At 37.4% G+C, this 14,599-nt stretch carries 15 protein-coding genes; 10 read left to right on the forward strand and 5 right to left on the reverse strand.

What is annotated here, in order from left to right; translation table 11 throughout:
- The first annotated feature begins 35 nt into the window (after positions 1–35).
- Complete coding sequence (gene greB, locus H4J39_RS15005; RefSeq protein WP_182229206.1) at positions 36–509, forward strand: transcription elongation factor GreB; 474 nt, start codon at positions 36–38, stop codon at positions 507–509.
- A gap of 24 nt (positions 510–533) precedes the next feature.
- On the opposite strand, the gene H4J39_RS15010 is transcribed toward greB, so the two are convergent.
- On the reverse strand, positions 534–1,112 hold the full coding sequence (locus H4J39_RS15010) for a response regulator (RefSeq protein ID WP_182229207.1): 579 nt from the start codon (positions 1,110–1,112) through the stop codon (positions 534–536).
- 215 nt (positions 1,113–1,327) lie between these two features.
- Between H4J39_RS15010 and H4J39_RS15015 the strand changes: the two genes are divergently transcribed.
- Positions 1,328–2,863 carry a PAS domain-containing methyl-accepting chemotaxis protein gene (locus tag H4J39_RS15015; RefSeq protein WP_182229208.1) on the forward strand — a complete coding sequence of 512 codons (1,536 nt, stop codon included), beginning with the start codon at positions 1,328–1,330 and terminating at the stop codon, positions 2,861–2,863.
- Between the two features lie 188 nt (positions 2,864–3,051).
- On the opposite strand, the gene H4J39_RS15020 is transcribed toward H4J39_RS15015, so the two are convergent.
- Positions 3,052–3,909, reverse strand: a complete 858-nt coding sequence (locus tag H4J39_RS15020; RefSeq protein ID WP_182229209.1) for a peptidylprolyl isomerase — start codon at positions 3,907–3,909, stop codon at positions 3,052–3,054.
- Between the two features lie 115 nt (positions 3,910–4,024).
- On the opposite strand from H4J39_RS15020, the gene H4J39_RS15025 reads away from it, so the two are divergent.
- Positions 4,025–4,735 carry a DUF445 domain-containing protein gene (locus H4J39_RS15025; RefSeq protein ID WP_182229210.1) on the forward strand — a complete coding sequence of 237 codons (711 nt, stop codon included), beginning with the start codon at positions 4,025–4,027 and terminating at the stop codon, positions 4,733–4,735.
- 256 nt (positions 4,736–4,991) lie between these two features.
- Positions 4,992–6,179 (forward strand): amino acid aminotransferase, encoded by a 1,188-nt coding sequence (locus tag H4J39_RS15030; RefSeq protein WP_182229211.1) that lies wholly within the window; start codon positions 4,992–4,994, stop codon positions 6,177–6,179.
- A 140-nt stretch (positions 6,180–6,319) separates the two neighbouring features.
- On the opposite strand, the gene H4J39_RS15035 is transcribed toward H4J39_RS15030, so the two are convergent.
- Positions 6,320–6,931, reverse strand: a complete 612-nt coding sequence (locus tag H4J39_RS15035) for a DUF952 domain-containing protein (protein WP_182229212.1) — start codon at positions 6,929–6,931, stop codon at positions 6,320–6,322.
- Positions 6,932–7,150: 219 nt separating this feature from the next.
- Between H4J39_RS15035 and glpE the strand changes: the two genes are divergently transcribed.
- Entirely contained in the window at positions 7,151–7,480 is a 330-nt protein-coding gene (gene glpE / locus H4J39_RS15040; protein WP_404842695.1) for a thiosulfate sulfurtransferase GlpE, read from the forward strand.
- 13 nt (positions 7,481–7,493) lie between these two features.
- On the forward strand, positions 7,494–8,366 hold the full coding sequence (gene glpG, locus H4J39_RS15045) for a rhomboid family intramembrane serine protease GlpG (protein ID WP_220462224.1): 873 nt from the start codon (positions 7,494–7,496) through the stop codon (positions 8,364–8,366).
- 52 nt (positions 8,367–8,418) lie between these two features.
- On the opposite strand, the gene H4J39_RS15050 is transcribed toward glpG, so the two are convergent.
- Positions 8,419–8,811: a flagellar basal body-associated FliL family protein gene (locus H4J39_RS15050; RefSeq protein ID WP_182180397.1), complete on the reverse strand. Its 393-nt coding sequence runs from the start codon at positions 8,809–8,811 to the stop codon at positions 8,419–8,421.
- Between the two features lie 237 nt (positions 8,812–9,048).
- Between H4J39_RS15050 and H4J39_RS15055 the strand changes: the two genes are divergently transcribed.
- Both H4J39_RS15055 and ubiA read left to right on the forward strand, forming a co-directional pair.
- Entirely contained in the window at positions 9,049–9,651 is a 603-nt protein-coding gene (locus H4J39_RS15055) for a chorismate lyase (protein ID WP_182229213.1), read from the forward strand.
- A 145-nt stretch (positions 9,652–9,796) separates the two neighbouring features.
- Complete coding sequence (ubiA, locus tag H4J39_RS15060) at positions 9,797–10,660, forward strand: 4-hydroxybenzoate octaprenyltransferase (protein WP_182229214.1); 864 nt, start codon at positions 9,797–9,799, stop codon at positions 10,658–10,660.
- A 94-nt stretch (positions 10,661–10,754) separates the two neighbouring features.
- Here the strand turns inward: ubiA and plsB are convergent, their stop codons facing one another.
- The gene (gene plsB, locus H4J39_RS15065) at positions 10,755–13,196 is read right to left on the reverse strand and encodes a glycerol-3-phosphate 1-O-acyltransferase PlsB (RefSeq protein WP_182229215.1); all 2,442 of its coding nucleotides are present in this window, start codon (positions 13,194–13,196) and stop codon (positions 10,755–10,757) included.
- A 124-nt stretch (positions 13,197–13,320) separates the two neighbouring features.
- Between plsB and H4J39_RS15070 the strand changes: the two genes are divergently transcribed.
- Together H4J39_RS15070 and H4J39_RS15075 are read left to right on the forward strand one after the other, a co-directional pair.
- A complete protein-coding gene (locus H4J39_RS15070) occupies positions 13,321–13,806 on the forward strand; it encodes an NYN domain-containing protein (protein ID WP_182229216.1) in 486 nt (161 codons plus the stop codon).
- 302 nt (positions 13,807–14,108) lie between these two features.
- Entirely contained in the window at positions 14,109–14,597 is a 489-nt protein-coding gene (locus tag H4J39_RS15075) for an RNA polymerase sigma factor (protein ID WP_182229217.1), read from the forward strand.
- Positions 14,598–14,599 lie beyond the last annotated feature (2 nt).

Raw genomic sequence — 14,599 nt, forward strand, 5'->3', positions numbered from 1 at the left:
CACAATAAAAGCTCTGCTTACTAGTGTTTAAAAATATGAAACGAAGTAATTACATTACCCGTCAAGGGTGGGATCGCTTAGATAAAGAACTGAAATATTTGTGGAAGGAAGAACGTCCTCTTATTACCAAATCAGTCTCTGAAGCTGCCGCACAAGGTGACAGAAGTGAAAACGCTGAGTATATTTATGGTAAGCGACGCTTACGCGAAATTGATCGGCGTGTACGTTTTTTAGTTAAACGTACCGAAGACTTAACCATTGTTTATTATGACCCTAAGCAAGAAGGAAAAGTGTATTTTGGGGCTTGGGTAACGCTTATCAATGAAGACGATAAAGAAGTGACTTATCGCATTGTCGGCCCTGATGAGTGGGATGTGAAAAAAGGTGAAATCAGCCTCGATTCTCCTATGGCGAGAGCGCTTATTGGAAAAAGGGTTGATGATGAAGTCGTGGTACAAACGCCTGAAGGCGAACGTGTTTTTGATATTGTAAAGATTTGGTACAAGTAACGTTTACAAGTAGCGTTCAAATATTTAGAGGGTGAGCTTCTTTTGCTCGATAAATTGTAGAATTTTCTTTTCTAAAAGTGAAAAGTCTATTGGTTTCCCCAAGCAAATTTCAGCACCTAACTTAATAATTTTATTCTTATTTTCTTCTGTAGATGCTCCTGTCATAGCAATAACATTGATACTGGATGTTGCAGGCGAGCTTTTAATGCGATGACAAATTGAAAATCCATTGATACCCGCCATCATTAAATCTAGCATCACTAAATCAGGCTTAAAAGTATTAAGAAGGTCACCGGCATCAAAAGGATTGTAAGCTGTTTTAATGTTGATATTAGGAAAAAGCATTTCTAAAAACTGAGCAAGCATATCTGCAAAGTCCTTATCATCTTCAATAATCAAGATAGCGAATACTGTTTTTATGTTTGCTTTAGATGGCGACATTAAAGCCAGAATATCTTTTTTGCTAAAACGTCTATGTCCACCAGGAGTTGCGATAAAGGGTAGACGACCTATTTGAGCCCAATGTCGAATAGTGGTGGGGGCAACGTGTAGCAACTTTGCAGCTTCTGCTGGCGTAAGGAGTGACTTATCAATGATATTCAATCTATATACCTTTTAATAAATTAAGCTATTGTTCGTATATCAGTAAATATCTAGTCAATATTTATGTAATTAATTTAGCTTATCGTTCATTGAATTTAAATATAAAGTTAGCTATATTTCGAAGATATTGTCGTTTTTGTCGTGTTTGTGAATACTTGACAGTATCTTTGTAATTAATATGTAATTAACATAAATCCATATAGTAGGAAGTAATAATGAGCAGAAAAAACCAATCAATTATTGATAAGGAAGTTGATTTTGAAAGTGGTGTCGAATTAATTTCTACAACAGATAAAAGAGGGGTTATTACATATGCTAACCCTGAGTTTTGTAGAATTGCTGGCTTTTCTGTTGAGGAACTCGTCGGAAATAATCATAACATTGTTAGGCATCCTGATATGCCGTCCCATGCATTTAAAGATTTATGGAAAAATTTAGAAGCACGTTTACCTTGGCGTGGTGTTGTTAAAAACCGCTGCAAAGATGGCCGTTATTATTGGGTTGATGCTTTTATTACACCCATTTTTGAATCGGGAGAGCTAGTTGGCTATCAATCAGTGAGAACACGCTTGGATGATAAAACCAAGCAAAACGCTATTGTGTCTTATAAAGCCATGAACGAAGGAAAGTCGTTACATAAATGGTATGAAAGCGCGAAAGTTAAAAATGTCGCTTATTGGTTAGTCAGTCTCACCACGTTAATAAGTGCTTTTTATTACCCCTATATGATGTTCTTGTTACCAATATTACCTTTTATCATTTATAAAGATGAAATTATAGATACCCCCAAATACTTTAAAAACCTGACTAATGAGTACGACAGTCTTTCACGTTTTATTTATTGTGGGACTAAATCTCACGGTATCGCTGAGTTTCATTTAAAAATGGCAGAAGGAAAAATAAAAACCATTTTAGGGCGTATTTTAGACAGTAGTCAAATACTAAGCTTTGGTGCGAGTAATCTCGAACAAGCGGCAAGAATAGCTAAAGAAGGTGTTGAGCAAGAAACAGCTGAGTTGCATCAAGTTGCCACTGCGGTAGAAGAAATGGTTGCTACGATCGATGAGGTTGCCCAGAATACAACTTTCACTTCACAGAAAGTTAATCAGGCACATACCGATTGTGAAATTGCGACGAAGGCCATGCACACGACCATGGAAACAGTAAATATATTAGCTGAAGAAGTGGCAAATTCAGCATCTTCTGCAACAGAATTAGCAAGTGAAGTAGAGAAAGTTGGTAGTATTATGCATGAAATACAAGGCATTGCAGACCAAACGAATTTACTAGCACTTAATGCTGCCATTGAAGCTGCAAGAGCCGGAGAGCATGGCAGAGGGTTTTCAGTTGTAGCTGATGAAGTTAGGGCATTATCAAGTAGAACCCACGCTGCTACAGAGCAAATACAGACGTCGATCTCAGAAATGCAAAATACCTTATTGTCATGGGTAAAAACAATGACAAAAGGCAAAGAATCGGCCGATAGCTGTGTTGAAAAAGCAACTGAAGCTCATGATATTATTGATAAAGTTTATTCGTTAATTACGGATATTTCAGACTTAGCCATACAAATATCTACAGCATCAGAGGAGCAAAGTATGGTTTCTCAAGAAATTAGTCGAAATATCATTAATATTAGTGATGCTTCTCAAAATAACCTGCATCAGGCTAACACTGTAGAAAGCGAAACAATAAATATTAAAACAAGAGCAAATTCTCTGGGGGCTTTAGGTCAAGCTTTTAATGGGTAAAGAATAACTGGTTTTACACATCTATTGATGTGCTTTAATCAATTTTGAGCATGTAATGTAGTTAATATTGGAGGGGGCTTTATAGGCACCCTCCTTATTTTTTTATCGTAAACTTAAGCAAAGCTTGAAGTTATATTATTACTTTTGCGATATTAAGTGATAACAAATAGTCTGCTGATATACCGGTGTTATTTCAGTATGCGGACGTTAACAGGCGTTTGGCAAACATCTAAAACTGGCGGTGGCTTTTTATAGAAAAAGGCATTTTCACGTTTCTTTCTCTTTACTATCATCTCGCTATAGGCTGGGTGCTCAGTATTTTGTACCTGTAGTAAAATTTGTTGCTCTTTGGGAACATCACTCATCATTTGCATACTGATCATCGGCGTAAAATCTTTTTTATTAACAGGAATATCACCTTCAATAACCGATGTTCTCGTGACCGCTTGTATATTGTTCATACCATAAACTACCCGGCCAAATATGGTCATAATACGGTCTAAGTAACGTGTAGCTTGACCATTGACAATATAAAAGTGGCTTGAAGCTGAGTCAGCTTCATTGCCACGAGCCATCGCTATTACACCAGGACAATGCGTTAGCCAAGCTTTTTTCTCGCTGGGATTATGTGCTAAAGAAAAACCGTCTTTAAAACCGGTTTGTTCGGCGAATAGGTCATTGTCTTGAATTTTAGTGAACTGCCAATTTTTATCGGTAGTAAAATCACCTTCCATCTTTATTAACGGTACCGATTTGTCTGCAGGGCTGCCATCTTCAGGCCCACCTTGAGCGACAAAACCATCGATAACACGATAAAATTTATTGCCGTTATAATGACCTGATTTAACGAGCTTTATAAACTGTTTAACATGCGCAGGAGAAAACTGTGGAGCAAGCTCAATCACTACTTTTCCATGGGGTAGCGTTAATAAGACTGTTTTTTTTGCGTCTAATGACCGCCATTCATTTTCTAAGTCGTTGTTGTCTGCAAACGCAGTAAAACTAGCAAGTAAGATATTGATCGCTAAAATAACGATGATTTTCATAACGTGTCCTTAATTTTTATTATTTCCATCTCACTATACAGCAAAAGACTTGGCGCAAAACCAAGCAATTGTTAACATAGCGCGATAGAAACTAACGTAAATTTTGAGGTACTCAGTGAATAAAAGCTTTATGACCAATATCATCGCCTTGCTTGCCACTTTAGCAGGTTATTTTTTCGAGCAACCTTTACTTTTTACAATTGGTTTATTTGCTTTGTCGGGTGCATTTACCAACTGGATTGCCATACATATGCTTTTTGAAAAAGTGCCGTTTTTATATGGTTCTGGTGTTATTCCTGCACGTTTTGAAGATTTTAAAAAGGCAATTAAAGAGCTAATGATGGAGCAGTTTTTTACTGAAGAAAATATTGACCGATTCTTATCCGGTGGTTCGGGTGGTGTCGCATCTTTAGATTTAAGCCCCGTTATTGAAAAGATAGACTTAAATCCCGCTTTTGACGATTTAGTTGACGTGATTGAGAAATCATCGTTTGGCGGTATGTTAGCCATGGTTGGAGGTAGTGAAGCGTTGCAGCCTTTACGACAACCCTTTATTGAAAAAATGAAAGTTACCGTCGGTAAAATTTCACAAAGTGAGGAGTTTAATAATATCCTTAAAGATGAGTTAGAGCAGCCAAGTGTTATGGCCGACATGCGTGAAAAAGTGAGTGAAATAATTGACCAAAGATTAAATGAACTTACGCCACAGCTTGTAAAGGAAATTATCCAAGCGATGATCCGTAAGCACCTAGGTTGGCTTGTTGTCTGGGGTGGCATATTTGGTGGTGTTATTGGCTTTATCGCCGCTGTTACTAATAATTTCTAAGATTTTATTCGCAACTTTACCGCAACGAACTCTGTACGGAATTCGTTGCGAAACTTTTTACCATAAACAACAAAATTGTCCTTGTTATTCCTTAGTCCCTTTTGTGCTATTGGTTGATGCAATTTTTTAGTTTAAACGCTTTAATTTTCACCTTATTGGGGCTATGCTTGCGCTTTAAACATAGGGATTTATTTCTCTTGTTGAGCGAAATCGTTCAATTAAGAAAATTCCGTCATTGAATAAGGTAACCGGAGACATGTTTGGTAGCTTAAAGGCTTTGCCTGCCGATCCTATTTTAGGCTTGTTGGCTAAATATCGTGAAGACTCAAACCCACATAAAATTGATTTAGGTGTGGGTGTTTATAAAAATGAAGCGGGTCATACGGCTATTTTAGATTGTGTAAAAGCAGCTGAAAAATATCGTAACGATCACGAAGATACCAAAGTATATATTGGTCCGACAGGTTCTCCTGTATTCAATGAAGAAATGAGCAAGTTAATTTTCGGTCATCATAAAGTGCTTATCGAAAATAGAGCGCGCACTGTTTCTACTCCTGGTGGAACTGGAGCATTACGTGTTGCCGCTGAATTTATTAAATCGTGTAAAGCTGGCGCTACCATTTGGGTAAGTAACCCAACGTGGGCAAACCATACTGGTTTATTCGAAGCAGCTGGTTTAACTGTTAAAACTTACCCGTATTACGACCATGAAAACAAAACACTTGATTTTGATGGCATGTTAGCGGCATTAAAAGAAGTCAGCAGTGATGACGCTGTTTTGTTACATGCCTGTTGTCATAATCCAAGTGGTATGGACTTAAACAATGAACAATGGCAGCAAGTGGTTGAAGTGGCTAAAGATGTTGGCTTCTTACCTCTAGTTGATATGGCTTACCAGGGTTTTGGTATTGGCTTAGATGAAGATGCTTACGGTCTACGTCTAATGGCTGAAAACGTCAAAGAAATGATTGTCTGTAGCTCATGTTCTAAAAACTTTGGTTTATACCGTGAGCGTATTGGTGGTTGTACTATTATTGGTGAATCATCAGCCGCAGTAGATGTTGCTCAGTCAGTATTGCTTTATGTTATTCGTGTTATTTACTCTATGCCGCCTGCACATGGCGCGGCATTAGTTGAGACGATTTTAAGTTCTGATGAACTACGTACACAGTGGCATGCAGAATTAAAAGTAATGCGTGACCGTATTAATGGAAATCGTCAATTACTCGTTGATAAATTAGTAGAAAACGGTGTTACTCGCGACTTTAGCTTTATTACTCGTCAAATGGGGATGTTCTCATTCTTGGGTATTACTCCGGAGCAAGTACAACAGCTACAAGACGAATACAGTATTTATATGGTCGGTTCAAGCCGTATGAGTATTGCAGGTATTGCTAATAGTAATGTTGATTACTTGGCACAATCTATCGCGAAAGTATTGTAGGTTCCTTATTTTGTAAGCGTTAAAGTTTTCAATATGCTAAACGCTCAATAAAATATTAAAAGCCAAAACATGAAAATGTTTTGGCTTTTTTGTTTTAGTGCATTGTAAATAAAGAAGTCTTTCTATTTTATTTTCAGTAACTAAAGTTGAAATTTTCCCTCTTCATTAAGTGATATTTCTTCAATTGCGGTTACAGCATTCATATTTAATGGTCCATATATATGAGGGTATAAACCACCAGTTGCTGACTCCCACTTTACTTCAGGTACAATTAATTTTTTATCAACAATCAAAATAAGTGGTTGAACTTTGTCTTTATAATACTTATTGGCAAGACGGTTTAATTGACTTTTTGGCGTCGCATGAATAAAGCCTTCACTGACTAATGAGTCACGTATTAGTTTACCTTCGGTTAGCGCTTGCTGATATTCAGCTTGTGAAGATAACAAGTAAATGTAGTGATCACTGAGCCCGTCATACATGCGTATAAAAGTGCTAGTGAGTGTTTGTTGTTCATCTTTTTGATAGAGGTAGTCAACACGAAATATCCCTTTAATATTGTTATTTTCAATAGACTGACTAACAATGCTAATTTCTGCCCGAGCAGTCCAATCAATATTTGTTAACCAGACAGGCACATCATCAGCGAGATGTTGATGACCTTTTCGTTCAAAAGCATAGGTTTTTCCGCGCACTAATTCTGTGTAATCATCTGAACGTAGAATGGAATTGTTTGCTATTTTAAAGCCCATGAGGTTTCCTGTGTATCATTGCATTTAGTGAGAGTGATGAACGTATTAGTCGTCTATATTACCGATAAGTGCACAAGCTTTAAATGGCAAACAGCAAAGAATATTTTTATAGGGTGAGATCCATGACCAATCAATATGTACTTTCCTGTGTTTTGAATAGTAACGGCTAGATATAAAATTATGCTACATTAACGGCGTAAATTTTTAGGGAAATAAAAAATGACTGAACAAACAAATTTTAAACATATGCAACTTGCCACTTTACACGAAAATTTAAGTGAAAAAACACACGTTGTTGTCGATATTCGTGACGCTGCTTCTTTTCAAGCAAACCATATTCCTGGCGCCATTCATTTGAGTAATGAAAACTTTGCTGACTTCATTCGTGAAGCTGACTTAGATGCGCCCGTTGTTGTTTGTTGTTATCACGGTATTTCTAGCCAACAGGCTGCAGATTTTCTAATTAGCCAAGACTTTACTGAAGTGTATTCACTTGATGGTGGTTTTACTGATTGGCAGTTACGCTTTCCACAAGATGTAGAACACTAAATGGTTGCGCATAATGTCGGAATCTAATTCAACTGATGATCTAAGCCCGTTAGTACAAGTTAAGCAGCATAATATTGCTTTGTTGTTTGCAAATTACTTAACCAGTTTAGATATTGAGGCGAAAGTACAGAAGCATGACAGTGATTTTGTTATTTACTGCGCAGCGACTAAGGTCAATCAAGCAAAAGAAATGTTTGCGGAATTTATTGACAATCCTTACCAAGAAAAATATCAGCAAGCCGCATGGCAAACAGGTGAACTCGCGCAAGTTCAGGATAATTCGCCGTCATTAATCACAAGTTTTAAGCAGCAATTTCTTGCTCATGCGGGCGGGGTAACCTTAACGGTCTTTGCATTGTGTTGGTTAGTTTTTGTGATGAGTTTGTTGGGTTTTTCACAGCCTATCTTTCAGCGATTACATTTTTACCCTGAGTTAACGTTTGATGCCTTTTTCGACTCGCCATTACGGTTATTAGGCCCAGCACTGTTTCATTTTTCATGGTTGCATATTGTCTTTAATACCATGTGGTGGTGGCAATTAGGTGGCAGTGTAGAGCGTGTCTTAGGTAAAGGAGCGCTCATTAATTTATTTTTGATCACCGCTCTTGTTTCTAATCTGGGTCAGTTTATGGTTTCAGGTCCTAACTTTGGTGGCCTGTCGGGCGTTGTTTATGGCTTAGTGGGTTATGTTTGGTGGTATGGCTGGCTTGCACCTGAAAAAGGCTTAATGATTTCTAAACCTATTATTGGTTTTTTACTTTTTTGGCTTTTACTGGGATACGCAGATCTTCTCCCAATTAATATGGCAAATACAGCGCATTTATTAGGTTTAGTTAGTGGGTGTTTACTCGCAGCAGTAAATATTTTATTGATGAAACGACGTTAATTACGCAATGGAAACCGTAGGTCAACTTTACAGATCTACGGCGTGTTTTATTTTAGTTGTCTAACCACTGAGTGAAAAGTAACTTTTTAATTAATGGCTTACCTGTCTCTATCGTTAAAAGGTTTTTCACTTTTTCTTCACATAAACGCTGAATTTCATGGCGACCATTAATCGATTTTACTTTCGCTTCAGGCTGTTGGCCAATAATAGTAATAATTGCATCGCGTAGTAATGGGGCGTGATGCTCTACCGTTTCATAGTTTGAAGAATCTTCAATCATCAATTCAACGGTGAGACGAACGTATCCTAGCTTCTTTTTGACGGCTACATAGTTAGTGATAATAGCGGGTTCAAAGCCAAAATAAGCATAATCTGCTGCTTTAACTGAAGATAAAGGCAAAGAGAATGACAATAATGTCGCGAATATTAATAAGGTTTTTTTCATTTTGCCGCTCTAATTAACTGGAGAATTGAAAATACTATCGACTATAATACAATGAATCTTTAGCTTTTATTAGCAAATTTATTCGCTTTATTTTTTTTAGTACTCAAAGTACTTATCAACCACCAATTAAAACTCACTTTATATGCTTCTAAATTACCTGTGGCATAAACAAAACAAAACAATACTGATATGATGTGCAGGTTATTGTTTAATAAAAATAGTTATTAATTAGTTGTTATGAGCCAATCGCATCCATTATTCCCCATTACGATCAATACTACATGGCAGTCTCCTTTAGGTGTTTCACTTAATGATACTTTATTAAGCTGGTTACTCGACCCAAGCTCGTTAACGGCTCGATTAAGTCAATGCTGCCAACAGTTTCGTGTTGAAGTTTTGGGACAAGAAATTCAATTATGCTCAGAAGATGAATCAACAGCTGATATTAGCGTTGGTGAGCAAGTATTAGTGCGTGAGGTTTTGTTGTATTGCGATGACATGCCCCAAGTCTTTGCGCGTAGTTTATTACCCTTGAAAAGTTTAACCGGTGAAGAACAGCAATTAGCGCACTTGGGTAACCAGTCGTTAGGGCAAGTACTCTTTAGCAAACAAGATTTATATCGTAAATGTATTGAAATTTCAGCTTTTTCACCAGACAGTGCTGTGGCTAAACTCGCTCAACAACTTGGATTACCAACTCAAAGCCTGCTTTGGGGTCGTCGTTCAACGTTTATGTTACACAGTAAGCCTTTAATGGTTGCTGAAATATTTTTGCCAAATGCCTTCGCATACCAATCTAATAAACCACAAGAAATAAAAGAATCACAGGAACAAATATGACTAGCTTGGTTGCAGACAAGTGGCAGGGTATTGTAAAAATAACTCGTGCTGATAAACCTTTTATGGTCACTTATTTATTTTTGCTTAATCGCTTTTTGTGTCAATGATATCGTTGTGCTCATTTACTTAAATCATAGGAAAAAACATGACTAGCTTGGTTGCAGATAAGTGGCAGGGTATTGTAAAAATAACTCGTGCTGATAAACCCATCGGCACTTATTTACTGTTATGGCCAACTTATTGGGCATTATGGATTGCTGGCGATGGTTTTCCAACATTACATTGGTTAGTTGTGTTTACCTTGGGGGTTTTTGTAATGCGCAGTGCTGGCTGTGTTATTAATGACTGGGCTGATCGAAAAGTAGACGGACAAGTAAAGCGTACTCAGAATCGGCCGTTGGTTACAGGTTTGCTGACACCTAATGATGCGTTATCGCTCTTTGGTTTACTCATCGGTATTGCGCTTGGTTTGGTTTTAACGCTAAGTTGGTACACCATTCAGCTTTCGGCTGTCGCAGTGCTACTCGCAGCAAGCTATCCTTTTATGAAACGCTATACCCAATTGCCTCAGGTCGTTCTCGGTGCTGCGTTTAGCTGGGGAATGATCATGGCGTTCGCTGAAGGTATGGGAGAAATACCCACTGTTGCTTGGCTACTTTTTAGTGCTAACCTATTATGGACGGTGGCTTACGATACAATGTATGCGATGGTAGACCGCGATGACGATTTAAAAATAGGTGTTAAATCCACCGCTATTTTATTTGGTCAGCACGACAAACGCATTATTTTATTTCTTCAGTTAGCCACATTGGCGTTGTTAATGAGTGTGGGTGAAATACTCGCCTTTGGTTGGCCCTTCCAAGTAAGCCTTATAGTCGCAGCAGGATTTTTCTGTTACCAACAAATTTTAATTGTGAATAGAGAGCGTGATAAATGCTTTCAAGCTTTTTTGAATAATCATTACGTCGGATTAGTCGTTTTTATTGGCATATCAATAGAGTATTTGTAGCAAAGGGGTAAATTAAATACTCAGTTGTGTTGTGTATTCTGTCATCTTAATGTTTATTAAGGATGACAGAAGACCACGTCTTTTTATACTATTGTTAACGAATAATACTTTGTAAGACTTCAATGTCTATTAACTGAGTTACCGATGTTTTCAGTAATCCCAATGTACTACTATCAATAAGTTTATCGTTTTCATCTTTATTAATGTAGCCTTGTTCAATCATGGCTTTAATTAAAATCCCTTGTGCTTTTTTATCAACAAATTCAGGAGCGTTAATATCATTTAATACCGATAATCGCTGAGCAATAGCAACAACTTTGTCTTCGAGATCATTTTTATTTATGGGTGACAATCGACTGATCAATGAACAAATAATAGTAAATCGCTGGACAGTTTCGTTAATACACTCACCAATTAGTCGAATATTACGGTTAAGTTCAATATCGTGTACAACACTATAAAACCCTGCTTTGCTTTGTGTAATAAGACCTTGGGCATATAAAAAATTTAATATTTGTTCTGTTTGTTGAACAACCTCGTCTTCGTCTTGCCATAAAAACAAATCTATTTTCACTAAGCTGATAATACGCTGAACTTGCGTTAATAAAGTCTCTTTATTAATTTTACTGTGGCGCTCTAGCAAACGGCAAATAAGTGCAGGCAATATATAGCTATGTAAAATATTATTACGGTAGTAGCGCATTTCTAACGTTGCTGTTTCAGACAATGAAATAATGTCGCCGTAACTGTCTTGATTAACGGTCACTTTATTAAGTGAGATAACTTCGTCAAGGAGTTGCTGGCCGTTTTCGCTGGGGATAGTTAGTTGGTTACTATAAGGTGCGCTGCGCTGTAAGTTTAAAAATAGATCGAGCTGACTGATCAATTCTGTTTTAGCGAGCGCTTTATTTTTACAAGCATGCAAGATAAGAGCAACAAGGGCGGTTCCGTTAATCGCAGCACTTTGATTAATATGCATCATCACTTGATCCGCTAGAATATTAACGCTGGGTGTTAACCAGGCTGGTTTTTGGGGATCTATAAGGTCAATATCTTCTTTCCAGTTAGGTACCTGTTTATTTAAGAACTGGTTAATATTAATCGGTTCACCAAAATTTACAAACCCTTTACCGTAGTTTCGTAAGTTTTTAATGGCTTTAATAACCCCAAAGATAGACTCATTTTTCTTCTGGCTACCACTTAATTCTTTGTGGTATGTACCTACTTCCATAACATGTTCGTAACCTAAATAAACTGGCACTAAGGTTAACGGGCGGTCAATGCCACGCAGTAAACTTTGTATGGTCATCGCGAGCATACCTGTTTTAGGTGTCAATAAACGTCCTGTTCTACTCCGTCCCCCTTCAGTGTAGTATTTTACCGAATAGCCACGTTCAAATAATAAGCCTAAATATTCGCGGAAAATTGTTGAATATAAGCGGTTACCTTTGAAGCTACGGCGGATGAAAAATGCACCCGCTTTTCGGAAGATAGGACCAGCGGGCCAAAAATTTAAATTAATACCAGCTGCAATTCTTGGGGTAACTAAGCCTTCTTGAAAAATGACATAGGTCAACAGTAAATAGTCCATATGACTACGGTGACAAGGTACATAAATAATTTCATGCCCTTCTTGAGCAAGATCTCTTAGCACTTTTGCATTATTGATGTTAATGCCACTGTACAAGCGATTCCATAACCAATTTAATATACGCGCACCTAGGCGAACCATGGAGTCGCGGTAATCACCGGCAATTTCATCCATAATGGCGAGAGCTTGTTTCTTTATTTCATCTTCACTTGTCGCTTTGCTTTTTGCTTCATCACGAATCAGGCGTTTTATTGAAGGGTTAGCCAATAGTGTGGCAAACATTTGTTGGCGATGCATCAACCTTGGGCCGGTTGTTGCAATAGTTTGGCGGTAAAAATGAAAACGAGCAATACGCATTAACTTTTGTGCGCTCGCTTGAGTTGTTCCATGCTTGTCTGCCATTAAACGAAAAGAAATCGCTTCACTAAAACGTACAATAGAATTACGGCCTAAGAATAAAACAATGAAAAATTTACGTAACCAAGAAGGCGACTCTTGATCTGCTAACACTGTGCCAATATTGGCATTGTTATGTTCTTTGGTTGGAGTACGTCCCCAAATAACATGAGCGGGGATCAATTGGGCATCTAATGCTTCGTTTATGCTGTGTTGTTTTAATAATTCAAACCCTTGAGTAATCGCTTCGGTATGACCGGCTTTTCGCCAACGAAATAGCGGCGTGGGCTTTTCTAAACACAGTAAGCGCGAAAAATTTTGCTCGTTAATGGTTACCGGGCTGAGGGGATCAGGGAGCTTTAGGCTTTTACATGCTTTTCGTAATGCGAGAATATCACTGGCCGATTGATGACGAATAACATAAAACTGGGGTTGCTCAAGTTTTACTTCTTCTGACGCTAAATAGTTGTCAGGCATAATCTTGCTGCGTACGAGGAATTTTATAGGGAAACGTAATAAGAAATAGAATAGTAAACGTATAGCTGACATCGTATTTTTCTCTGGATTATTATACTTTTAGGCGTGTTTTTAATGGTAAGTTTATTGTAGCATGTTGCATCTAGTTTGTCGTATTGACGGCTATAACTCATATATTTCATCATCGAGTACTTAAATGATCACAGAACTTAACAGAATAGCTATCTTTGTCGATATACAAAATATTTATTATACCACCCGTGATAGTTTTCAAAGGCAGTTTAACTACCGTAAATTTTGGCAACAAATTAATGAACAAGGCGATATTGTCATTGCTAATGCCTATGCTATCCAACGCAGTGATGATGCTCAACATAAATTTCAAAAAGCGTTAAAACACATTGGTTTTGAAGTGAAGCTTAAGCCTTTTATTCAGCGCAGAGACGGCTCAGCAAAAGGTGACTGGGACGTAGGAATTACGATTGATGTTCTGGAACATGCCGACCATGTTGACACGGTGATTTTATTATCGGGAGATGGCGATTTTGATTTGCTGCTTAAAAGAGTTAAAGAGCGTTATGGTGTTAAGACACAGGTTTATGGGGTGTCTGCTTTGACGGCTAATTCATTAATTAATGCAGCGGATGATTTTTTTCCAATTGACGATTGGTTGTTATTGTAGAAACGGTTATAGATAGAATTAAAGCGAGGTAGGCCGTTCATTATTAGCGCTTACTTTTTATATAAATAATAGCCTCTTCAATAACCAGGGCATCACGGACAGACTTTTTTAAACGGCTCCTACTGCTTACTTAATGATTTATTTAATAGCATACTTATATAAAACCTATTTTATCAGTAGGGTACTTGTAGCTAATTAAAGCACTAATAAATCATCTAATAAAATATTTTGGGCTTAGGTGTAATAAATGCTTACGCCGGACCACTAACCAAGTATAACAAATCAACAGAGAAAGGATTTTAATGGGAAGTGACTTTTACCAGCTATCTATATTGCCCTTTGCTGGAATTATTATTAAAATTTGCCGAGCTTACACGAACACTCAAGAAGATTTTGAAGATTACTATCAAGAGGTTTGCTTTCAAATTTGGCGTAGTAAAGATAATTTCAATCAAGACAGTGAATGGTCAACATGGATTTATCGTATCTCACTCAATGTGTGTCTAACTTATCTCAAGCGAAGAAAAAATGGCGACAAACAGATTGTTTCTGACGCTTTACCCGATGAAGCGATAGATGATAGTAAAGCTTTTGTTAATGATGAGATTAACGAATTATACAACGCTATCAAGCATTTATCTGAAACTGACCGAGCCGTTATTTTACTTTATCTCGAAGAAAAAACGTACAAGGAGATAGCCGACATTATTGGCAGTAATTCCAATAATATCGGTGTTCGCATTAAGAGAATAAAAGACAGGCTCAACAAACTTATTAATCAGAAGGATTAACC

It is taken from the genome of Colwellia sp. Bg11-12, from assembly GCF_014076955.1.
In the GTDB taxonomy this organism is placed as follows: domain Bacteria; phylum Pseudomonadota; class Gammaproteobacteria; order Enterobacterales; family Alteromonadaceae; genus Colwellia_A.

Bases quoted from the DNA above. Each gene is read 5' to 3' on its own strand.
- H4J39_RS15020 (WP_182229209.1), bottom strand. From the start codon at position 3,909: ATGAAAATCATCGTTATTTTAGCGATCAATATCTTACTTGCTAGTTTT.
- H4J39_RS15055 (WP_182229213.1), top strand. From the start codon at position 9,049: ATGAGCCAATCGCATCCATTATTCCCCATTACGATCAATACTACATGG.
- glpE (WP_404842695.1), top strand. From the start codon at position 7,151: ATGACTGAACAAACAAATTTTAAACATATGCAACTTGCCACTTTACAC.
- ubiA (WP_182229214.1), top strand. From the start codon at position 9,797: ATGACTAGCTTGGTTGCAGATAAGTGGCAGGGTATTGTAAAAATAACT.
- H4J39_RS15035 (WP_182229212.1), bottom strand. From the start codon at position 6,931: ATGGGCTTTAAAATAGCAAACAATTCCATTCTACGTTCAGATGATTAC.
- H4J39_RS15070 (WP_182229216.1), top strand. From the start codon at position 13,321: ATGATCACAGAACTTAACAGAATAGCTATCTTTGTCGATATACAAAAT.
- H4J39_RS15030 (WP_182229211.1), top strand. From the start codon at position 4,992: ATGTTTGGTAGCTTAAAGGCTTTGCCTGCCGATCCTATTTTAGGCTTG.
- H4J39_RS15015 (WP_182229208.1), top strand. From the start codon at position 1,328: ATGAGCAGAAAAAACCAATCAATTATTGATAAGGAAGTTGATTTTGAA.
- glpG (WP_220462224.1), top strand. From the start codon at position 7,494: ATGTCGGAATCTAATTCAACTGATGATCTAAGCCCGTTAGTACAAGTT.
- greB (WP_182229206.1), top strand. From the start codon at position 36: ATGAAACGAAGTAATTACATTACCCGTCAAGGGTGGGATCGCTTAGAT.
- plsB (WP_182229215.1), bottom strand. From the start codon at position 13,196: ATGTCAGCTATACGTTTACTATTCTATTTCTTATTACGTTTCCCTATA.
- H4J39_RS15075 (WP_182229217.1), top strand. From the start codon at position 14,109: ATGGGAAGTGACTTTTACCAGCTATCTATATTGCCCTTTGCTGGAATT.
- H4J39_RS15050 (WP_182180397.1), bottom strand. From the start codon at position 8,811: ATGAAAAAAACCTTATTAATATTCGCGACATTATTGTCATTCTCTTTG.